This window comes from Streptomyces sp. NPDC044719 (assembly GCF_056433405.1).
This window is the reverse complement of the sequence record NZ_JBWKHE010000001.1, coordinates 977,717-998,211: the sequence shown is the minus strand read 5'-3', so window position 1 is coordinate 998,211 and position 20,495 is coordinate 977,717. Positions and strand designations below refer to the sequence as shown.

Genomic DNA, 20,495 nt, shown 5'->3' with positions numbered 1-20,495 from the left:
GGGCTCAGTGGTGCTCGGCCAGAGCGCCCTGGACGTACGTGCAGGCGAGGAGTACGAAGACGTACGCCTGGACGGCCTGCACGAAAAGCTCGAAGCCGATCATGGCGACGGTCATGACGAAGGACACACCGGCCGCCGGGATCATCCAGCTGTTCAGCAGGTACCAGGAGGCCACGGTGAACATGACCAGCATCAGGTGGCCGGCGAACATGTTGGCGAACAGTCGCACCGCGTGCGTGAACGGCCGGACGAGCAGGTTCGAGAAGAACTCGATGACCATCACGAGCGGAAGCACTCCGCCGAGCGACTTGTCGTAGCCGGTGACGTTCTTGAAGAACCCGACGAAACCGTGCCGCTTGAAGGTCAGCGAGACCCAGGTCACGTAGACGATCACGGCAAGGACCGCCGGGAAGGCGATGATCGACGAGACCGGGAACTGGGCCAGCGGGATCACGGACCAGATGTTCATGATCCAGATGAAGAAGAACAGCGAGACCATCAGGGGGACGTACTTCTCGCCCTCCTTCTTTCCGAGGGTCTCGTAGACGATGCCTCGGCGGACGAAGTCGTAGCCGGCCTCGCCGACCATCTGCAGCTTGCCCGGCACCACCTTGGCTTTGCCGAAGGCCGCCCAGAAGAAGCCGATGACGAGGACAGTGGTGATGATGGCGAGCAGCATCACCTTGTTGAACTCGAACCCCCCGACCGTGGCAATCGGCTTGAAGAGGAACGAGTGCAGGCCCGGTGCCGGAAAACCACACCCGTCGGACATGATCCGACAGCTCCAGTCAAAGGCGAGCTGGGTCTGGTCAGCACTCACCGGGGGCTCCTTCGGCGTGACGCATGGGTACGGCAACCTCGTTGTGTCGGCGCGGCGCGCAGCCGCGGATCGGCACTGGACTGGTGTTACGGATGTGAGGGCGGCTTTGGGGCATCGAGCCTCGCGTTCGAGCAGGCGTCAGCTCAGATGCCCGCGCCCGCGATGCCGCAGTTGGCACCGGACGATAGCAGGAGTTCTCAGTGCCCTTTATCCCGCCCCTACTCGTCACGACGACGGCCCGGTCTTCTCCGGCTTCTCACTCTTCTCGGAGTCCGGGTCGATGTAGAAGATCTTGGCCTTCATATGCGCACGAGCCTGCGCAGCCATCCACACGACGGTCGCGACGACGATCCCGGCGGCGAACGCCCTCGGGTTGAAGAGTGAGGTGCCCTTGAAGAGGGCGACGAAAATGAGGAGCAGCAGGAGCTGGGCCATGTAGAGCATCAGCCCCATGGCCTGGAACAGCTGCGGGAGCGTTTTTGCCGTCCACTGGAGAACGAAGAGGCCGATTCCCATGAAGAGGATGGCCAGCGCCGCACCGACGGCCGCTCCGACGGCTCCCTTGCCTCCGGCCACCACGCCACTGACGGCGACCGCGACCGCACCGGCAGCCGCTGTGGGCACAGCGCACTGCAAGAGGTTCCGGGCGTCATTGGACGGCATGGCGGCAACTCCGCTTTCGCAGGGGGCAGGGGTGTCGTCATGGACGAGCGTAGTCCCGGGCTGAGTGGAGTCCTCACGCCAATGGACCGTCGCACTGCGGTCCTTCGGCTCTATCCGGGGGTTCTCGTGAACCGTATCACAAACTATTTGATGCAGTCTTTACCTGGAGGTGTGCGGACTGTCACACATGAGAGTGAACCTGCGCGTCTGAGCGAGAACCGCGCCGACTTGTCTGCTATTGGGGCGCTTCGCTCCCCCATCGCAACCCCACGACTTGGCAATGCTCTAGTCAGATTCTTACCTTGTCCCGGCCTTGCGCCGGTCCGCCAGACGCGAACGGGGGCCGATGGCGGTCGCCCCGTTGACCCCGGAGACACCAGAGACACCGGGCAAGGCCGCCGCGGGAGCCGGCGTCGAGGCCTCGGGTGCGAGGGCGGCGACCGAGACACGGCGCCGGTAGCGCGGCGGCACGAAGCGCTCCATCCAGCGCGGGGCGCGCGGCGTGAAGCGCGGCAGCAGAAGCAGCAGGAGCCCGATCGCGCTGAGGAACACGACACCGAGCACGATCCACATCGACGCCGAGTTGACCGAGTAGGCGAGCGCGCCGAAGGCGATCAGCGCCGACCAGAAGTACATGATCAGCACCGCCCGGCTGTGCGAGTGGCCGATCTCCAGGAGGCGGTGGTGCAGGTGGCCGCGGTCGGCGGCGAACGGCGACTGACCTCGCCAGGTGCGCCGCACGATGGCCAGGATCAGGTCGGCGGCCGGGATCGCGATGATCGTCAACGGCATCAGCAGGGGGATGAAGACGGGAAGCATCGCGTGGGTCGTCTCCCGGTCACCGCCGAGGTTGACGTTGAGCGCCTCGACGTCCAGCTGGCCGGTGACAGACACGGCGCTGGCCGCGAGGACCAAACCGATCAGCATGGACCCGGAGTCGCCCATGAAGATCCGGGCAGGGTGCATGTTGTGGGGCAGGAAGCCGAGGCACATACCCATGAGCACCGCGGAGAACAGGGTCGCGGGGGCCGCCGCTTCAGCGCCGTAGCCGTACCAGATCCGGTAGGTGTACAGGAAGAACGCCGCTGCGGCGATGCACACCATCCCTGCCGCCAGGCCGTCCAGGCCATCGACGAAGTTGACCGCGTTGATGGTGATGACCACGAGCGCCACGGTGAGCAGGTTGCCCTGCCACGGAGTGACGGACACCGTTCCGACGCCGGGGACAGGCAACCACAGAATGGTCAGGCCCTGCAGGATCATGACGCCGGCCGCGATCATCTGGCCGCCCAGCTTGATCAAGGCGCCCAGCTCGAACTTGTCGTCCAGCACACCGATCAGCCAGATCAGCGCCGCCCCGGACAGCAGCGCCCGGGGTTCGTTCGAGGTCTCGAAGACCTGGCTCAGGTTGGTCAGGTGGTCGGCGACGAGCAGGCCCGCGCACAGGCCGAAGAACATCGCGATCCCGCCGAGCCGCGGAGTGGGTTCCCGGTGCACATCACGTGCCCGGATCTCCGGCATCGCTCCGGCCACGATCGCGAATTTCCGTACCGGCCCTGTCAGCAGATACGTCACCGCGGCCGTGATGCAGAGCGTCAGCAGGTATTCACGCACGGGCTTCCCCACAGGTCTCGCTGGCCATCACAGCCCCACACCCTAGCGATGCGCGCATATGGGTGGGGACTTCCGGGTAGCGACGATGGTTGCACGAGTGGCTGTGCACCCTGGTGCGTCTACCCCCACTCAGCGCGGATACGGCGGAAATCCACCGGCCAGCTCCCGCACTTCTTCACGGGCCCTCACGGTCTCGGTCACGCCCCTGAGCACCCCCGCGAGCAGCTTGGCGATCCTCGCCATCTCGGCTTCTCCCATGCCCTGTGTGGTGACCGCGGCCGTGCCCAGTCTGAGGCCACGGGCGTCGCCGTGAGGAAGCGCACAGCAGTCCAGGACCAGGCCGGCCGCGGCGAGACGGCCGCGGGCGGTACGTCCTTCGACGCCCAGGGGTGCCGGGTCGGCGGTGATGAGGTGGGTGTCGGTGCCACCGGTGGTGACGACCAGGCCCTCGGCGGCCAGCCGGGCCGCGAGAACCCTCGCATTGGCGACCACCTGATGGGCGTACGCGACGTACGCCGGTGTTGCCGCCTCCCCGAACGCGACCGCCTTGGCGGCGATGGTGTGCATCTGCGCGCCGCCCTGTGTGAAAGGAAACACCGCCCGGTCCACCCGCTCGGCCAGCTCCGCGCGGCACAGGATCATGCCGCCGCGCGGGCCGCGCAGCACCTTGTGGGTGGTCGCGCAGACGATGTCCGCGTACGGCACCGGGTTCGGCGCCGCTCTCCCGGCGACGAGCCCGATGGGGTGCGCGGCGTCCGCGATCAGGTAGGCGCCCACCTCGTCGGCCACCTCGCGGAAGAACGCGTAGTCGATGTGCCGGGGGTAGGCGATCGAACCGCACACGATCGCCTTGGGCCGGCGCGTCCGGGCCAGGGTGCGCACCTGCTCGTGGTCGATGAACCCGGACTCGGCCTCCACGCCGTAGCCGGCGAAGTCGAACCAGCGGCCGGAGAAGTTGGCGGGCGAGCCGTGGGTGAGGTGGCCGCCGTGGGGCAGGCCGAGGGCGAGGACGGTGTCGCCGGGGCGGAGCAGGGCGGCATAGGCGGCCAGCACCGCCGAAGAGCCCGAGTGGGGCTGGACGTTGGCGTGGTCGGCGCCGAACAGGGCTCTGGCCCGGTCCACGGCGAGGCGCTCGGCGACGTCGACGATCTCGCAGCCGCCGTGGTGCCGAGCCCCCGGGTAGCCCTCGGCGTACTTGTTGGCCAGCGGCGAGCCGAGGGCGGCCAGCACGGCCGGCGAGGTGAAGTTCTCGGCGGCGATCAGCTGGAGCGTCGTCGACTGCCGCTCCCGCTCCGCGAGCAGGACATCGGCGAGCTCGGGGTCCTGGTGGCGCAGGACGTCGGCCTCGATGGCAGGGGTGACCGTCATGATGGGCTCCGGGCGGCGTCGACGGTGACGTACGTCCAATGTAGGCCCGGTGCCCCCGGGGCGCTCGGCTGCTACGCCTTTGCGGGGACACCCGTGAGGGCCGTGACCACCGGATCGAGTGCCTGGTGTATCTCGTCCCCGATGGACCGGAAGAACGTCAGGGGCGCCCCATACGGGTCGTACACCTCGTCCGCCTCGGCGTTCGGCGCCAGGAGCCACCCGCGTAGAGCCGCCGCGGCACGCACCAGCGCACGCGCGCGGATGACCACGCCCTCCTCCAGGGGCGGCAGGGTCGCCGGGTCGATGGCCTTCACCAGACGGGTGAACTCCTTGAGCGTGAAGGTCCGCAGGCCCGCCGAGTGCCCCATCGAGATGACCTGTGCCCGGTGGTCCCGGGTGGCGGTCAGCACCAGGTCGGCGCGGATCACGTGCTCGTCGAGGAGTTCACGCCCGGTGAAGCCGGAGGCGTCCGCGCCGAAGTCGGCCAGGACGGTCTCCGCGTGGGACTCCATGGGCGCGCCCTCGTGGCCCCAGGTGCCCGCGCTCTCCACGATCAGCCCGCCGCCCAGGATCCCCAGCCGCTCCCGCACGGCATGGCGGGTCAGCCGCTCGGTGATGGGCGAGCGGCACACATTGCCGGTACTGACGTGGAGGATGCGGAAGCTGTCACGCGGAAGCCCCACGAACGTCGTCGTGATCTCCGCCGCGCTTTCCCCGTTGCCTATGCCACGCCCCGCTCCAGGGGCCGTCAATTCGCCACCTCGAGGTCGGGTACGACCTTTCGGAGCTCGTCCGCGGAGATCGCGCCCGCGCGCAGCAGCAGCGGCACCTCACGGGTCACGTCGACGATCGACGACGGCACGTTGCCGGGGGTCGGGCCGCCGTCGAGGTAGACGGAGACGGAGTCGCCGAGCATCTCCTGCGCGGCGTCGCAGTCCTCCGGCGCCGGGTGGCCGGTGAGGTTGGCGGACGACACGGCCATCGGGCCGACCTCGGTGAGCAGCTCGATGGCGACCGGGTGCAGGGGCATGCGCACGGCGACGGTGCCACGGGTGTCCCCGAGGTCCCACTGGAGGGACGGCTGGTGCTTGGCGACGAGGGTCAGCGCGCCCGGCCAGAAGGCGTCGACGAGCTCCCAGGCCAGCTCGGAGAAGTCGGTGACGAGCCCGTGCAGGGTGTTCGGGGAGCCGATGAGGACAGGGGTGGGCATGTTGCGGCCCCGGCCCTTCGCGTCCAGCAGGTCGGCGACGGCCTCCGAGGAGAACGCGTCGGCGCCGATGCCGTACACCGTGTCCGTCGGCAGCACCACGAGCTCGCCACGGCGGACGGCGGACGCTGCCTCACGCAGACCGGTCACGCGGTCGGTCGCGTCGTTGGTGTCGTATCGCCGTGCCATCTTTAGCTGGCCTCCTCGTACACGTGCTGCTGGGATGAAGACTGCGAAGACTGGGGGGTGATCGGGTTGCTCACGGAAGCGCCTTGCGGGCCGTGGCGAAACGCGGGCGCTTGTTGAGGTCCGGATGGTCGGCCGCGTCGGCCCAGCCCCGCTCCTCGGTGAAGATCCACGGCACCTGGCCGCCCTGGGTGTCGGCGTGCTCCACGACCACGACGCCGCCGGGGCGCAGCAGCCGGTGCGCGGTGCGTTCCAGGCCGCGGATGAGGTCGAGGCCGTCCTCGCCGGAGAAGAGGGCCAGGTCGGGGTCGTAGTCCCGCGCCTCCGGGGCGACGTACTCCCACTCGGTGAGCGGGATGTACGGCGGGTTGGTGATGACCAGGTCGACCTGCCCGTCCAGGTCCGGGAAGGCCGTCAGGGCGTCGCCCTGGCGCAGCTCGACCCTGGACCCCTCCACGTTCTTGCGGGTCCACCTGAGGGCGTCCTCGGACAGCTCCACGGCGTACACGCGCGAGCGCGGCACCTCCTGGGCGAGGGCGAGCGCGATGGCGCCGGAGCCGGTGCACAGGTCGACGATGCACGGCTCGACGACGTCCATGGCCCGTACGGCGTCTATGGCCCAGCCGACCACGGACTCGGTCTCGGGACGCGGCACGAACACCCCGGGGCCGACCTGGAGTTCCAGGTACCGGAAGTAGGCCCGCCCGGTGATGTGCTGGAGCGGCTCGCGGGCCTCGCGGCGGGCGATGACCTCCCAGTAACGGGCGTCGAAGTCGGAGTCCTTGACGGAGTGCAGCTCGCCGCGCTTGACGCCGTGTACGAACGCGGCGAGTTCCTCCGCGTCGGTGCGCGGCGAGGGCACGCCGGCGTCGGCGAGCCGCTGGGTGGCCTGGGCCACCTCCGCGAGCAGCAGGTTCACGCAAGTCCTCCGGTACTCGTACTCCTACGTGTCTTACGCGGCCGCCAGCTTGGCCGCCGAGTCCGCGTCGACGCAGGCCTGGATCACCGCGTCGAGGTCGCCGTCCAGGACCTGGTCCAGGTTGTACGCCTTGAAGCCGACGCGGTGGTCCGAGATGCGGTTCTCCGGGAAGTTGTACGTGCGGATCTTCTCGGAGCGGTCGACGGTGCGGACCTGGCTGCGGCGGGCGTCGGCGGCCTCCCTCTCCGCCTCCTCCTGCGCCGCGGCAAGCAGCCTCGAGCGCAGGATACGCAGTGCCTGCTCCTTGTTCTGCAGCTGGCTCTTCTCGTTCTGGCAGGAGGCGACGACTCCGGTGGGAATGTGCGTGATGCGCACGGCGGAGTCGGTGGTGTTGACGGACTGTCCGCCCGGCCCGGAGGAGCGGTAGACGTCGATCCGGAGGTCGTTGGGGTTGATCTCCACGTCGACCTCCTCGGCCTCCGGGGTGACCAGCACACCGGCGGCGGAGGTGTGGATACGGCCCTGGGACTCCGTGGCCGGCACCCGCTGCACGCGGTGCACACCGCCCTCGTACTTCATCCGGGCCCAGACGCCCTGTCCGGGCTCGGTGGCGCCCTGGCCGCCCTTGGTCTTCACGGCGACCTGGACGTCCTTGTAGCCGCCCAGCTCGGACTCGGTGGCGTCGATGATCTCGGTCTTCCAGCCGACCCGCTCGGCGTAGCGCAGGTACATGCGCAGCAGGTCGCCGGCGAACAGCGCCGACTCGTCGCCGCCCGCGCCGGCCTTGATCTCCAGGATGACGTCCTTGTCGTCGCTGGGGTCGCGCGGGACGAGCAGGAGGCGCAGCTTCTCCGTGAGCTCCTCGCGCGCCTTCTCCAGCTCCTTGACCTCGGCGGCGAACTCCGGGTCGTCGGCGCCCAGTTCACGCGCGGTCTCGATGTCGTCGCCCGTCTGCCTCCAGGACCGGTACGTGGCGACGATGGGGGTGAGCTCGGCGTAACGCTTGTTCAGCTTGCGCGCGTTGGCCTGGTCGGAGTGGACCGACGGGTCGGCGAGCTTCTTCTCCAGGTCGGCGTGCTCGGCGACGAGTTCCTCGACGGCCTCGAACATCTTGGGCTCCTGTGTACGGACGGGGGGTGAAGGGGCGGGCGACCAAAAACGCCGGTCCCGGAGCGCCCGGTGAGGGGGCGCGTCCGTGGACCGGCGAATTGAGGCTCGCTACTTCTTGGAGCCGGCGGCCTTGCCGAAGCGGGCCTCGAAGCGGGCCACACGGCCACCGGTGTCGAGGATCTTCTGCTTGCCCGTGTAGAACGGGTGGCACTCGGAGCAGACATCGGCACGGATGGTGCCGGACTCGATGGTGCTGCGAGTCGTGAACGACGCGCCGCAGGTGCAGCTGACCTGCGTCTCGACGTACTCGGGGTGGATGTCGCGCTTCAAGGTGTCTCCTAGGTTTCGGGAGGGCGCCGGGTCGCTGCCGCGGGGTGCGGGAGCGTGAACCGGAGCCGACGTACCAGTCTGCCAGGACCGGGGCCATCCCCCAAAACCGGGGGTTGTTGTTGTTTGTTCCCTGCGGGCCGGTGGGGGCTTGTCGCGCCCACGCGGCGGAGCCGCAAATCGATACAGCCCCGCGCCCCTTATGGGGCGCTTACTACGCCCTTGGCCTCGCCCGAGGCGTTGCCCTTTGTGGCGCTCTTCGGGATCGGCTTGTCGTGCTCCAGGGCCTTCCAGATCTGGTCGGCCTTCTTTTCCTGGAGGAGGACGCGGTTGGGGTCGGCCGGGTCGTAGGCCACCGGCATCGTGACCATGTTCATGTTGGCCGGGGTGATGCCCTTGAGGCCGTTCGCGAAGGACACGAGCTTGTTGACCGAGCCGAGGTCGGAGTCGGCCGTCACCGTCTTGGTCGCGGTTTCCGCGAGGTCGTAGAGCTTCTTCGGGTTGGAGAAGACGCCGACGTCCTTGACCTGGTTGAGCAGGGCCTTGATGAAGGCCTGCTGGAGCTGGATGCGGCCCAGGTCGGAGCCGTCGCCCACGCCGTGCCGGGTGCGGACCAGGCCGAGGGCCTGCTCGCCGTCGAGTCTGTGGGTTCCGGCCTTCAGCTTCAGATGGCTGTCGGGGTCGTCGATGGCCTTGCTCGTGGTCACCTCGACGCCGCCGAGGTCGTCGATGAGCGTCTGGAAGCCGGCGAAGTCGACCTCCAGGTAGTGGTCCATGCGCAGATCGGTGATCGACTCGACGGTCTTCACGGCGCAGGCGGCCCCACCCGTGGAGTACGCGGAGTTGAACATCACGCCGTTCGCGGCGGGGTACTGCTTGCCCTTGGTGTCCGTGCAGGAGGGCCGGTCGATGAGGGTGTCACGCGGGATGGAGACCACGCTGGCCTTCTTGTGGCCCTTGTTGACGTGCACGATCATCGCCGTGTCGGAGCGGGCGCTGCCGTCGTCGGTGCCGCCGCCGAGCTTCTTGTTGCCACCGGCCCGGGTGTCGGAGCCGAGCACCAGGATGTTCTCGGAGCCGTTGTCGGCCTTCTTGGGCCGGTCGGTGCCGAGGGCCTGGTCGATGTCGACGCTCTTGAGGTTGCCGTTGAGCTTGAAGTACACGTACCCCGCCCCGGTCCCGCCCAGAACGACGATGCCCGCCGCGGTCCAGGCCATGATCATCATGCCCTTGTGACGCTTGCGGGGCTTGCGGCGTCGGCCCTTGGCGCGGCGCGATCCGGTGGTGCCGGTCTCGCCCGGTATACCCGGACCCGGCGTGCTCTCGGCAGACATGTGCTCCTCGGCTCGTCTTCGGTCGATTACCCCCTGCGGTCGGTGCCAGGCGTACTCGGTCGGGGGACTGCCCCCTGGCACCATCGTCGCTCCGCCTGGTCAGACGGGGAAACTCGGGAAAGGGTTGCACAACGGACTGTGCCCACCGCGTGCGGCGGTGGGCACAGTCCGTGTTCGTCACAGCGGGGAGTATCCCGCTCACCTGCGGTTTCAACCGAAGATGTCGTACTGCTTGAAATCGGTACCTACGGACTTTCTTGTGGCAAAGATCTCGCTGGTCGCCTTTCCGGTCCCCGGGTAGAGGTAGAGCGTGCCGCCGGGGGTGCGGGCCAGGAAGTCGGCCTTGCCGTCGCCGGTGATGTCACCGGTCGCGTCGAAGGCGTTGTAGCCGCCCCAGGAGCGCACCTTGACCCGGGCCGAGAAGGCGCCGGAGCCGGACTTGCCGGTGCCCTTGTAGAGGTAGATGTCGCTGCCCGACTTGCTGCGGGCGATCAGGTCGGTCTTGCCGTCACCGGTGAAGTCGCCCTTGCCGCGCACGGAGTTGTACTGGTTCCAGCCCGAGCCGACCTTCACGCGGGCCGCGAAGGTGCCGTTGCCCTTGCCCGGGTAGATCCACATGACGCCCGCCGAGTCGACCGAGAGCAGGTCGGGCAGATAGTCGCCTGTGACGTCACCAGGGGTGATGACGCGGGTGCGGGTCTTCCAGTTGTCGGCGATCTGCTTGGTGGACCAGGTGCCGCTGGCGATGACGTAGTGCGTCCAGAAGAGGTCGCCGTCGCTGCTGCGCCGGTAGACCAGGTCCTGGTAGCCGTCGCGGTCGAGGTCGGTCTGCAGGACGACGTTGAAGCCGTTCCAGTTGCCCCAGGACTCACGGGCGGCGAACGACGTGCCCTTGGAGTCCTTGGAGTAGCCGGTCTTGGTGGAGGCGTTGCGCACCCACAGGTCGGCCTTGTGGTCGCCGCTGATGTTGGTGTCGTCGACGCGTGGGTAGGCGGCGCCGACGTACGTGCTGACCTTGCTGAAGACGCTGTAGGCGCCCTTGGCGACGCAGTCGGTCACGCCCCAGGACACGACACCGACGATCCGGTTGTTGACGACCAGGGGGCCGCCGGAGTCGCCGTTGCAGGCGGAGGTGGTGCCGGTGTCGCTGCCGGTGGCGGCCTTGCCCGCGCAGACCATGTGGCCCTTGACGAAGTCCCTGCCGTAGTAGCCGGCGCAGGTGGTGTCGGACTGGACGGGCAGCGTGGCCGTCTTCAGCGTCTCGGAGATGTCGTCGCTGGTGGAGCTGGTGCGGCCCCAGCCGTAGACCTTGGCGCTGGTGCCGGCCTTGTACGACGTGGTGTCACCGGAGGTCGTCATGCGGATGGGCGTGGCCTTGACCGGGACCGGCAGGGTGAGCACCGCGATGTCGTTGTCGATGGTCGTCGCGTTGTACGACGGGTGGTTCCACTGCCTCCAGACGCCCGTGACGGTGCCGCCGTGCAGGTCGGTGCCGTCGGCCGAGGGCAGCTGGGAGGTGCCGGTGACGACGGCGCCGTTGGCGTTCCAGTTGTAGCCCTTGACGCAGTGCGCGGCGGTGAGGATCTTCGTCGGCGCGACGACGGCGCCGCCGCAGAAGAAGCCGATGTCGTCGCTGGTGCCGGCCGTGCCCCGGTCGTCGAAGTAGTGGAGCTGCGTCATCCACGGGGCCGAGGTGATGGTGGTCTGGCTGCCGCCGATGACCTTCGGGTCGATGCGGCCCTCGGTGGTGCTGGCGCTCAGCGACGCCTTGCTCGTGCTGCCCGCCGTGTCGTCGCCGGCCAGGGCGCCCGCGACGCGCTTCTCCAGCTCCGCGAGCGACGGCGAGCCCGTGGCGGGCTTGACCGTCGGCTGCGGCAGCGGGGTGGCCGCGCCGGCGGACGTCGTCAGCAGCGCGGCGGCCACGGCAGCCGCGACTCCGGCCGCGGCCACGGGCAGTGCGATACGTATCCGGCGTCTGTGGCGCCCGCCCCCAGGCATGGATGTACCCACGTGTGTCCCCCCTCGGGATCACATGTGTCCCCCCTCGGGATCACATGTTCGAAGAGCGTGATCCTACCTGCACACGAACACCACAAAGGGCCGCCCCCGTCCTTTCCCGACGGGGGCGGCCCTTTGTGGTCTGACGGTGCCTAGTCGCCGTTCCCCGGCATCGGCGTCGTCTTCTGGATCTGCATCAGGAACTCGGCGTTCGACTTCGTCTGCTTCATCTTGTCGAGGAGCAGCTCGATCGCCTGCTGCTGGTCGAGCGCGTGCAGCACGCGGCGCAGCTTCCAGGTGATGGCGAGCTCGTCGCTGCCGAGCAGGATCTCTTCCTTACGGGTGCCGGACGCGTCGACGTCCACCGCCGGGAAGATGCGCTTGTCGGCGAGCTTCCGGTCGAGCTTGAGCTCCGCGTTGCCGGTGCCCTTGAACTCCTCGAAGATCACCTCGTCCATGCGGGAGCCGGTGTCGACGAGCGCGGTGGCCAGGATGGTGAGCGAGCCACCGTCCTCGATGTTCCGCGCGGCACCGAAGAAGCGCTTCGGCGGGTACAGCGCGGTCGAGTCGACACCACCGGACAGGATGCGGCCGGAGGCGGGCGCGGCCAGGTTGTAGGCACGGCCCAGACGGGTGATGGAGTCCAGCAGGACGACCACGTCGTGCCCGAGCTCGACCAGCCGCTTGGCGCGCTCGATGGCGAGCTCGGCGACGGTCGTGTGGTCCTCGGCCGGGCGGTCGAAGGTCGAGGAGATGACCTCGCCCTTGACCGACCGCTGCATGTCGGTGACCTCTTCCGGACGCTCGTCGACCAGGACGACCATCAGGTGGCACTCGGGGTTGTTGTGCGTGATCGCGTTGGCGATCGCCTGCATGATCATGGTCTTGCCGGTCTTCGGCGGGGCCACGATCAGACCGCGCTGGCCCTTACCGATCGGCGACACGAGGTCGATGATGCGGGTGGTCAGGACGCCCGGGTCGGTCTCCAGACGGAGCCGGTCCTGCGGGTACAGCGGCGTCAGCTTGTTGAACTCCGGCCGCCCGCGCCCGGATTCGGGCGCCATGCCGTTGACGGAGTCCAGGCGGACCAGCGCGTTGAACTTCTCGCGGCGCTCGCCCTCCTTCGGCTGACGGACGGCACCGGTGATGTGGTCACCCTTGCGCAGGCCGTTCTTGCGGACCTGGGCGAGGGAGACGTACACGTCGTTCGGGCCGGGCAGGTAGCCGGATGTGCGGATGAAGGCGTAGTTGTCGAGGATGTCCAGGATGCCCGCGACGGGGATCAGGACGTCGTCCTCGGTGATCTGCGGCTCCTGCACGTCGTCGCGGCCGCGACGGCCTCGGCGGTCGCGGTAACGCCCGCGACGGCCCCGGCGGCCGCCCTCGAAGTCGTCGTCGTCCTGCTGCTGGCCACGGTCCTGGCGACCGCCGCCACCCTGCTGCTGGCCCTGCTGCTGGCCGCGCTGGCCGCCCTGCTGGTCGTCGCCCTTGTTGCCCCGGCCGCGGTCCCGGTCACGGTCGCGACCGCCACGGTCCCGGCGGTCGCGGCGGCGGCCCTCGCCACCGTCGCCGGAGTCGGACTTGGCGTCGTTCTGGGACTGCTGCTGCGACTGCTGCGCCGGCGCCTCGGCCTTGGCGTCGTTCTTCGCCTCGGCGGTGACCGTCTCGGCGGCGGAGGCCGGGGATCCGGCGTCGGCGGTGGCACGGCGACGACGGCGCTCGGAGGGCTCGTCGTTGCTGGCGGGCTGGCCGGGAATCTCGATCTGCTGCTGGGCCACGGCCTTCTCGGCCTTGTCGGCCTTCTCGGCGGGGGCCTCGGCGGCCTGCTTCGCGTCCGCCTTCTTCTCCGCCTTCTCGGCGTTGTCCCCCGTACGGGTCCGGGAGGTGGCGCGGCGCTTCGGCTTGGTCTCGGCGGGGGCGTCGGCCTTGGCGGCCGGAGCGGCGCCGCCGGACGCCTGCGCCTCCTTGATGACCTCGATCAGCTGGCTCTTGCGCATACGCGCCGTGCCCTTGATGCCGAGGCCGGATGCGACCTGCTGCAGCTCGGCCAGCACCATGCCCTCGAGGCCGGTACCGCGGCGCCGCCGGGAGCCGGCACCGCTGGCAGGCGCGGAGGCGTCCGTGGCGGGCGCGGCAGCGGTCTCCTCGACACGTGCGCCCATCAGATCGGTGGTGTCGCTCACGAAGGGTCCTTCCCTGGAGCGGACGTCGGCCTGTCTGGCTCGGCGACCGGTTGTGCTGTCCGACTTCGGTCCGTGTGGTGTGAACCGTGCCGGGGCGGTGGTCCGCCTAAGCGGCGGAGGAATCTGGTGATGGCGCTTCCTTGAGCCGTGGCACCCAGTGTCAGTGTCACGCGGCGTGGTCGCACCGGTTCCGGAGCGTGCCCTGCGCCCCGCTCAGTGTCCGCGTACGGCGTACGGTCCGACGTACAAAACACAGTGCGGCTTGGGGGGCTCCCGGAAGAATGTCTGTCCCGGACGGGGACACGAGGCACCTCGCCATGGTGGGGTCGGGTGCAGACTTGAGGTTAACACTACCGGATCCAACAAACATTCCCCCTCTCCAAATCCGGCAACCGAGTGCTTTTAAAAGTCGCCGGGGGCCGCCAGCGGAAGAACGCTCGCGCCCTGTGCGTCGAGGCTCAGCCGGTTCGCGGCCCAGTCCGCGCCCGCCAGGGCCTCGACCTTGTCCGCGGTGCCCGCGTCGGTCAGTGCCATGACCGTCGGTCCGGCGCCGGAGATGACCGCGGGGACCCCCTCGGCCCGCAGCCGCTCCACCAGCGCCGCGCTCTCGGGCATGGCGGGGGCGCGGTACTCCTGGTGCAGGCGGTCCTCGGTGGCGGGCAGCAGCAGTTCGGGGCGCCGCGTCAGGGCCTCGACGAGCAGGGCGGCCCGGCCCGCGTTGGTGGCGGCGTCGATGTGCGGGACGGAGCGCGGGAGCAGGCCGCGCGCCGTCTCCGTCAGAACCGGCTTTCCGGGCACGAAAACCACCGGAACGATGGAATCGGCGGGCTCCATCCTGATCGCGCGGGCCGCGCCGCCCTCCATCCAGGACAGGGTGAAGCCGCCCAGCAGACACGCCGCGACATTGTCGGGGTGACCCTCGATCTCGGTGGCGAGCTCGAGCAGCGCGGTGTCGTCGAGCTTGGCGTCGGCGCCTATGGTCACGGCGCGGGCGGCGACGATCCCGGCGCAGATGGCGGCCGAGGAGGAGCCCAGGCCCCGGCCGTGCGGAATGCGGTTGGCGCAGACGATCTCCAGGCCGCGCGGCTGTCCGCCGAGCAGGTCGAAGGCCGTGCGCAGGGAACGGACGAGGAGGTGCTCCTCGTCGCGCGGGAGCGTCTCGCTGCCCTCACCCGCGATGTCGATGTGCAGCCCGGAGTCGGCCACCCGGACGACGACGTCGTCGTACAAGCCCAGCGCGAGGCCGAGGGCGTCGAAGCCCGGGCCGAGGTTGGCGCTGGTGGCGGGGACGCGCACCCGGACGGCGGCGGCGCGGAAGGCTGGACCGGCCATCGCTCGATGACTCTCCTTGAGCTGCGTGATTGTCGAATGACGTTCGATGGACATTCGATGCGTACGAGAACCCTGGGGGCCGCTGCCGACCGGGATGGCCGGCCGCTGTCCCGGCCGCGGAGACGGCGCGGCACCGCGCTCTATGCGGAGGCATATGCGGCGGGCGGGTTCAGTACAGCCTATCGAAAGAAGGTTCTGCGGCGACATAGGGCGCACAGGAGGCGCACGATGCGTGTCGTATGAGCCCCGTGCACCCCCCGTAGGGAAGTTCCCCGGGCGAGCGCCGTCTTACGCCGGACCGTGCCGAGCGCTACACCGGCGCTCGGCACGTCCACGCAGGTCAGGCGAGTCCGAGGCGCTCCGCCGCGGCCGCCGAGTCGACGGGGACGGTGACCGGCTGCGGGGCACCGGCGACGGCCCAGTCGGGGTCCTTCAGCCCGTTGCCGGTGACGGTGCACACGATCCGCTGCCCCGGGTCGACCTTGCCCTGCTCGGCGGCCTTCAGCAGACCGGCGACGGAAGCGGCGGACGCGGGCTCGACGAAGACGCCCTCCTGGGAGGCCAACAGCCGGTAGGCGCGCAGGATCTCACGGTCCGTCACCTCATCGATGAAGCCGCCCGACTCGTCCCGCGCGGCGATCGCGTGGTTCCACGACGCAGGGTTGCCGATGCGGATGGCGGTGGCGACGGTCGACGGGTCCTTGACGATCTCGCCGCGCACGATCGGGGCGCTGCCGGAGGCCTGGAAGCCCCACATCCGGGGGGTCCGGGCGGCGACGCCGTCGGCGGCGTACTCCTTGTAGCCCTTCCAATAGGCCGTGATGTTGCCCGCGTTGCCCACCGGCAGGACGTGGATGTCGGGCGCGTCGCCGAGCATGTCCACGATCTCGAAGGCGGCCGTCTTCTGACCCTCGATACGTACCGGGTTGACCGAATTGACCAGCGCGACGGGGTAGTTGTCGCTCAGCGCGCGCGCGAGGGTGAGGCAGTCGTCGAAGTTGCCGTCGACCTGGAGGATCTTCGCGCCGTGCACGAGGGCCTGGCCCATCTTGCCGAGCGCGATCTTGCCCTGGGGCACGAGCACGGCGCAGACCATCCCGGCCCGCACGGCGTACGCGGCGGCGGAGGCCGACGTATTGCCGGTGGAGGCGCAGATGACGGCCTTGGCCCCCTCCTCCTTGGCCCGGGTGATGGCCATGGTCATGCCGCGGTCCTTGAAGGACCCGGTGGGGTTCGCGCCCTCCACCTTCAGGTGGACCTCGCAGCCCGTGCGCTCGGAGAGCACCTGCGCGGGCACGAGCGGGGTGCCGCCCTCGCGGAGCGTCACGACCGGCGTGGTGTCGGATACCGGCAGCCGGTCCCGGTACTCCTCGATGATTCCGCGCCACTGGTGGGTCATTGCTGGTTACTCTCCTTCAACCCGCATGATGCTGGCGACACCACGCACGGTGTCGAGCTTGCGCAACGCCTCGACGGTCCCGGTGAGGGCGGCGTCGGACGCACGGTGCGTGACGACGACGAGGGAGGCCTCGCCGTCCTTCCCCGACTGGCGAACCGTATCGATCGAGACTCCGTGCTCGGCGAAGACGGTCGCGACCTGGGCGAGAACACCCGGTTTGTCGGCCACGTCGAGGCTGATGTGGTAGCGCGTGACCACCTCGCCCATGGGCGACACCGGCAGGGCGGCGTAGGCGGACTCGCCCGGTCCGGTCGCGCCGCTGAGCCGGTTGCGGCAGACGGCGACGAGATCGCCGAGCACGGCGGAGGCGGTCGGGGAACCGCCCGCTCCGGGCCCGTAGAACATGAGCTGCCCGGCGGCGTCGGACTCGACGAACACGGCGTTGTAGGCGCCGCGGACGGAGGCCAGCGGGTGGCTCAGCGGGATCATGGCCGGGTGCACGCGCGCGGTGACGGACGCACCGTCGGCGGCCCGCTCGCAGATGGCGAGCAGCTTGATCGTGCAGCCCATCTCCCTGGCGGAGGCGAAGTCCGCGGCGGTGACCTCGGTCATGCCCTCGCGGTAGACGTCGTCGAGACGCACGCGCGTGTGGAAGGCGATGCCGGCGAGGATGGCGGCCTTGGCGGCGGCGTCGAAGCCCTCGACGTCGGCGGTGGGGTCGGCCTCCGCGTACCCCAGGGCGGTGGCCTCGTCGAGGGCCTCCTGGTAGCCGGCCCCGGTCGAGTCCATCTTGTCGAGGATGAAGTTGGTCGTGCCGTTGACGATGCCCATCACCCGGTTGATCTTGTCGCCGGCGAGGGACTCGCGCAGCGGCCTGATCAGCGGGATGGCACCGGCGACGGCGGCCTCGTAGTAGAGGTCCTTGTCGTGCTGCCCGGCGACGGCGTGCAGGGCGGCCCCGTCCTGGGCGAGCAGCGCCTTGTTGGCGGAGACGACGGAGGCACCGTGCTCGAAGGCGGTGGTGATGAGGGTCCGGGCGGGCTCGATCCCGCCGATCACCTCCACCACGACATCAATGTCGCCGCGCTTGACGAGGGCGGTGGCGTCGGTGGTGACGAGGTCCTGGTCGATGCCTTCCCTGACCCGGTCGGGCCGCCGCACGGCCACGCCCGCGAGCTCCACGGGGGCACCGATCCGGGCTGTGAGGTCGTCGGCGTGCGTCGTCATGATGCGCGCCACCTCTGAGCCGACCACTCCACAGCCCAGCAGCGCCACCTTCAGCGGACGCGTACGCATCATCCGACCTCTTTCCTCATACCGTCTACGGTTGCACCAGTCTCACTCACCGGACGGGACTTTCTGCCCTTCGTCCGGATCGTGAGATATCTATTTCATTTGTACGGGGGTGGAAGACAGGAGATCTTCCACCCCACCCCTGGCGTGGCTCAGCCGACGTCGAGACGCAGCAGGTCCTCCTCGGTCTCCCGGCGGACGATCACCCGGGCCTCGCCGTTGTGCACGGTGACGACCGGCGGCCGCAGCACGTGGTTGTAGTTGCTGGCCATGGACCGGCAGTAGGCGCCCGTCGCCGGTACGGCGATGAGGTCACCCGGTGCCAGGTCGGCCGGCAGGAACGCGTCCTTGACCACGATGTCCCCGCTCTCGCAGTGCTTGCCGACGACACGGGCGAGCATCGGCTCGGCGTCGGAGGTGCGGGAGACGAGCGCGACGCTGTATTCGGCGTCGTACAGCGCGGTGCGGATGTTGTCCGACATGCCGCCGTCGACGGAGACGTACGTCCGCAGCCCGTCGAGGGGCTTGATGGTGCCGACCTCGTAGAGCGTGAAGGCGGTCGGGCCGACGATGGCGCGCCCGGGCTCGACGGAGATGCGCGGCGTGCGCAGGCGGGCGGCCTCGCACTCCCGCGTGACGATCTCGGTGAGCGCCTTGGCGATCTCGTGCGGCTCACGCGGGTCGTCGTCGCTGGTGTACGCGATACCGAGCCCGCCGCCGAGGTCGATCTCCGGCAGCTCGACGCCGTGCTCGTCGCGGACGTCCTTGAGCAGCGAGACGACCCGGTGGGCGGCGACCTCGAACCCGGACATGTCGAAGATCTGCGAACCGATGTGGCTGTGGATGCCGACGAGTTCGAGTCCGTCGAGCTGCAGGGCACGCCGTACGGCCTCGGCGGCCTGCCCGCCGGCCAGCGGAATCCCGAACTTCTGGTCCTCGTGGGCGGTGGCGATGAACTCGTGCGTGTGGGCTTCCACACCGACGGTGATCCGGATCAGGACCTTCTGCCGCTTCCCGAGGCCCTGCGCGATGTGGGCGACCCGGGCGATCTCCTGGAAGGAGTCGAGCACGATGTGGCCCACGCCGGCCTCGACGGCCCTGGTGATCTCGTCGACGGACTTGTTGTTGCCGTGGAAGGCGATGCGGTCGGCGGGCATACCGGCGGAGAGGGCGGTGGCCAGCTCGCCGCCGGAGCAGACGTCGACGTTCAGCCCTTCCTCGTGCAGCCAGCGCACGACGGCACGGGAGAGGAACGCCTTGCCGGCGTAGAAGACGTCGGCGTCGGTCCCGAAGGCGGTCCGCCACGCACGCGCACGGGCCCGGAAGTCGGCCTCGTCGAGGACGTAGGCGGGGGTACCGAACTCCTCGGCGAGCTCCGTGACGGCGATGCCGCCGACGGTGACCACACCGTCCGCGCCCCGCGTGACGGTCTCGGCCCACACCTTGGGGTCCAGGGCGTTGAGGTCGGCGGGCGGGGCGGAGTAGTGACCCTCGGGGTAGACATCGGCGTGACGGGGCCCGGCGGGGTGTGCGGAACGGCTCATGTTCGTGTCTTTCAGAGGTGATCGGGTGCGTCGATGCCGAGCAGGGACAGGCCGCCGGCCAGCACCGCCCCGGCGGCTTCGGCGAGCGCGAGCCGGGCACGGTGGGCGGCCGAGGGTTTCTCCTCGCCGAGGGGCAGCACGGCGGAGAGCAGCGGCAACGTGGCGTCGGCGACGGTGACGAGGTGCCGGGCCAGGCGGTCGGGGGTGTGGCCGGTGGCGGCGGTCGCGAGGACACGGGGGTGGTCGCCGAGTGCGGCGATCAGCGGTGCCGTGTCGGGTGTGTGCGCGGGGCCGGGCTCGGACCGGAAGCCGAGGTCGTCGGCGTTGCGCAGCAGGGCCCGGGTGCGGGCGTGGGCGTACCGGACGCGGAAGAGGGGATTGGTCTCCCGCTGGACCAGATGATCGCCGGTGATCCTGGGCCGGTCGTGCGCGGCGGGGTGCAGCAGGGCCCAGCGGGCGGCGTCCCGGCCGAGGGGGAGGGGGTCGGTGGGGGCGGGGACGGGGCGGATGGTGAGGGGGGTGACGGGGCTGTCGATACGAAGGCCGGGCTCGCGGGTGGCGACGGGGCTGTCGATACGAAGCCTGGGCCCGTGGGTGGTGACGTCCGCGCCGATGACGGACTCCCACTCCGGGGCGGGCCGGCCGTCGCACTCGACATGGACGGAGTCCCCCTGGCTGCGCAGCACGCGGGCAAGGGCATCCGCGACCACGACAGCACGGACCTCTGCCGGGCAGCGGAGCCGGACGATGTTCCCGCTGAACCCCGCGGCGTGGCCGTAGCGCGATCCGCGCCGCAGGATCTCCTCGACCAGGGCGGCGGAAGCGGTGCGCTCGAGGCTGAGATTGAGGAACCCGGGCCCGGTGACGACGACGTCGCTGATGCGGCACTCGTCCAACAGCCGCACCCGCAGGATGTCGGCCACGCGCCACGGCGACTCCCCCGCCGCACCGGCGAGCTGGAGGGCGATGTTGGTGGCGTAGTCGCCGCAGCCCCCCGGTCCTGGCCGGGTGACCACGGCCCGCTCCGGCACGGTCACGCTGAGCTCACCCTCGTCGACAGCGCGACGCACGGCGTGCAGCACGGTGCGGGAGAGCTCGACGGGGGTCACGGGCACAAGCGTATGGGAGGAGGGGGGTGGGCATGCGAGCCGGTTTGGGGAGGGTCCGGGATGTGGACGCGGCTTCCCTCAGGAGGCCG

17 protein-coding genes are annotated in these 20,495 nt (G+C 69.8%); all 17 read right to left on the bottom strand.

All coding sequences use genetic code 11. The features are described 5' to 3' along the window. Positions 1 to 4: 4 nt before the first annotated feature. Positions 5 to 772, bottom strand: coding sequence for a F0F1 ATP synthase subunit A (atpB, locus tag AC07DF_RS04725; RefSeq protein ID WP_478967597.1), 768 nt, complete (start codon positions 770 to 772; stop codon positions 5 to 7). Positions 773 to 1,045: 273 nt separating this feature from the next. Further along, positions 1,046 to 1,483, bottom strand: coding sequence for a hypothetical protein (locus AC07DF_RS04720; protein ID WP_478966883.1), 438 nt, complete (start codon positions 1,481 to 1,483; stop codon positions 1,046 to 1,048). 297 nt (positions 1,484 to 1,780) lie between these two features. Continuing rightward, positions 1,781 to 3,097 (bottom strand): MraY family glycosyltransferase, encoded by a 1,317-nt coding sequence (locus AC07DF_RS04715; protein ID WP_478966881.1) that lies wholly within the window; start codon positions 3,095 to 3,097, stop codon positions 1,781 to 1,783. 129 nt (positions 3,098 to 3,226) lie between these two features. Further along, positions 3,227 to 4,465, bottom strand: coding sequence for a serine hydroxymethyltransferase (locus AC07DF_RS04710; protein WP_478966880.1), 1,239 nt, complete (start codon positions 4,463 to 4,465; stop codon positions 3,227 to 3,229). Between the two features lie 71 nt (positions 4,466 to 4,536). Further along, positions 4,537 to 5,217 carry an arsenate reductase/protein-tyrosine-phosphatase family protein gene (locus tag AC07DF_RS04705; RefSeq protein WP_382497342.1) on the bottom strand — a complete coding sequence of 227 codons (681 nt, stop codon included), beginning with the start codon at positions 5,215 to 5,217 and terminating at the stop codon, positions 4,537 to 4,539. Next, the gene (locus AC07DF_RS04700) at positions 5,214 to 5,861 is read right to left on the bottom strand and encodes an L-threonylcarbamoyladenylate synthase (protein ID WP_193480933.1); all 648 of its coding nucleotides are present in this window, start codon (positions 5,859 to 5,861) and stop codon (positions 5,214 to 5,216) included. The genes AC07DF_RS04705 and AC07DF_RS04700 overlap by 4 nt, the downstream gene beginning before the upstream one ends. Positions 5,862 to 5,931: 70 nt before the next feature. Further along, positions 5,932 to 6,777, bottom strand: coding sequence for a peptide chain release factor N(5)-glutamine methyltransferase (prmC, locus tag AC07DF_RS04695; protein ID WP_311127758.1), 846 nt, complete (start codon positions 6,775 to 6,777; stop codon positions 5,932 to 5,934). Positions 6,778 to 6,810: 33 nt separating this feature from the next. Continuing rightward, complete coding sequence (prfA, locus tag AC07DF_RS04690; protein ID WP_478966876.1) at positions 6,811 to 7,887, bottom strand: peptide chain release factor 1; 1,077 nt, start codon at positions 7,885 to 7,887, stop codon at positions 6,811 to 6,813. 108 nt (positions 7,888 to 7,995) lie between these two features. Beyond that, complete coding sequence (gene rpmE, locus AC07DF_RS04685; RefSeq protein ID WP_003992975.1) at positions 7,996 to 8,217, bottom strand: 50S ribosomal protein L31; 222 nt, start codon at positions 8,215 to 8,217, stop codon at positions 7,996 to 7,998. Positions 8,218 to 8,414: 197 nt separating this feature from the next. Next, complete coding sequence (locus AC07DF_RS04680; protein WP_478966874.1) at positions 8,415 to 9,548, bottom strand: LCP family protein; 1,134 nt, start codon at positions 9,546 to 9,548, stop codon at positions 8,415 to 8,417. A gap of 210 nt (positions 9,549 to 9,758) precedes the next feature. Beyond that, the gene (locus tag AC07DF_RS04675) at positions 9,759 to 11,546 is read right to left on the bottom strand and encodes a trypsin-like serine protease (protein WP_478967595.1); all 1,788 of its coding nucleotides are present in this window, start codon (positions 11,544 to 11,546) and stop codon (positions 9,759 to 9,761) included. A 152-nt stretch (positions 11,547 to 11,698) separates the two neighbouring features. Beyond that, the gene (rho, locus tag AC07DF_RS04670; RefSeq protein ID WP_478966872.1) at positions 11,699 to 13,729 is read right to left on the bottom strand and encodes a transcription termination factor Rho; all 2,031 of its coding nucleotides are present in this window, start codon (positions 13,727 to 13,729) and stop codon (positions 11,699 to 11,701) included. 402 nt (positions 13,730 to 14,131) lie between these two features. Then, entirely contained in the window at positions 14,132 to 15,061 is a 930-nt protein-coding gene (gene thrB / locus AC07DF_RS04665; RefSeq protein WP_478966870.1) for a homoserine kinase, read from the bottom strand. Between the two features lie 340 nt (positions 15,062 to 15,401). Beyond that, positions 15,402 to 16,460, bottom strand: a complete 1,059-nt coding sequence (thrC, locus tag AC07DF_RS04660; protein ID WP_382583514.1) for a threonine synthase — start codon at positions 16,458 to 16,460, stop codon at positions 15,402 to 15,404. A 6-nt stretch (positions 16,461 to 16,466) separates the two neighbouring features. Next, entirely contained in the window at positions 16,467 to 17,759 is a 1,293-nt protein-coding gene (locus tag AC07DF_RS04655; protein ID WP_478966867.1) for a homoserine dehydrogenase, read from the bottom strand. Between the two features lie 146 nt (positions 17,760 to 17,905). Further along, positions 17,906 to 19,297, bottom strand: a complete 1,392-nt coding sequence (gene lysA / locus AC07DF_RS04650) for a diaminopimelate decarboxylase (protein WP_478966865.1) — start codon at positions 19,295 to 19,297, stop codon at positions 17,906 to 17,908. 11 nt (positions 19,298 to 19,308) lie between these two features. Then, on the bottom strand, positions 19,309 to 20,406 hold the full coding sequence (gene nrtL, locus AC07DF_RS04645) for an ArgS-related anticodon-binding protein NrtL (protein WP_478966864.1): 1,098 nt from the start codon (positions 20,404 to 20,406) through the stop codon (positions 19,309 to 19,311). Positions 20,407 to 20,495: the final 89 nt, after the last annotated feature.

Coding starts and splice junctions, on each gene's coding strand:
- atpB (WP_478967597.1), bottom strand. CDS start 772: ATGTCCGACGGGTGTGGTTTTCCGGCACCGGGCCTGCACTCGTTCCTC.
- AC07DF_RS04720 (WP_478966883.1), bottom strand. CDS start 1,483: ATGCCGTCCAATGACGCCCGGAACCTCTTGCAGTGCGCTGTGCCCACA.
- lysA (WP_478966865.1), bottom strand. CDS start 19,297: ATGAGCCGTTCCGCACACCCCGCCGGGCCCCGTCACGCCGATGTCTAC.
- AC07DF_RS04675 (WP_478967595.1), bottom strand. CDS start 11,546: ATGCCTGGGGGCGGGCGCCACAGACGCCGGATACGTATCGCACTGCCC.
- AC07DF_RS04700 (WP_193480933.1), bottom strand. CDS start 5,861: ATGGCACGGCGATACGACACCAACGACGCGACCGACCGCGTGACCGGT.
- prfA (WP_478966876.1), bottom strand. CDS start 7,887: ATGTTCGAGGCCGTCGAGGAACTCGTCGCCGAGCACGCCGACCTGGAG.
- thrC (WP_382583514.1), bottom strand. CDS start 16,460: ATGACCCACCAGTGGCGCGGAATCATCGAGGAGTACCGGGACCGGCTG.
- thrB (WP_478966870.1), bottom strand. CDS start 15,061: ATGGCCGGTCCAGCCTTCCGCGCCGCCGCCGTCCGGGTGCGCGTCCCC.
- AC07DF_RS04710 (WP_478966880.1), bottom strand. CDS start 4,465: ATGACGGTCACCCCTGCCATCGAGGCCGACGTCCTGCGCCACCAGGAC.
- AC07DF_RS04680 (WP_478966874.1), bottom strand. CDS start 9,548: ATGTCTGCCGAGAGCACGCCGGGTCCGGGTATACCGGGCGAGACCGGC.
- AC07DF_RS04655 (WP_478966867.1), bottom strand. CDS start 17,759: ATGATGCGTACGCGTCCGCTGAAGGTGGCGCTGCTGGGCTGTGGAGTG.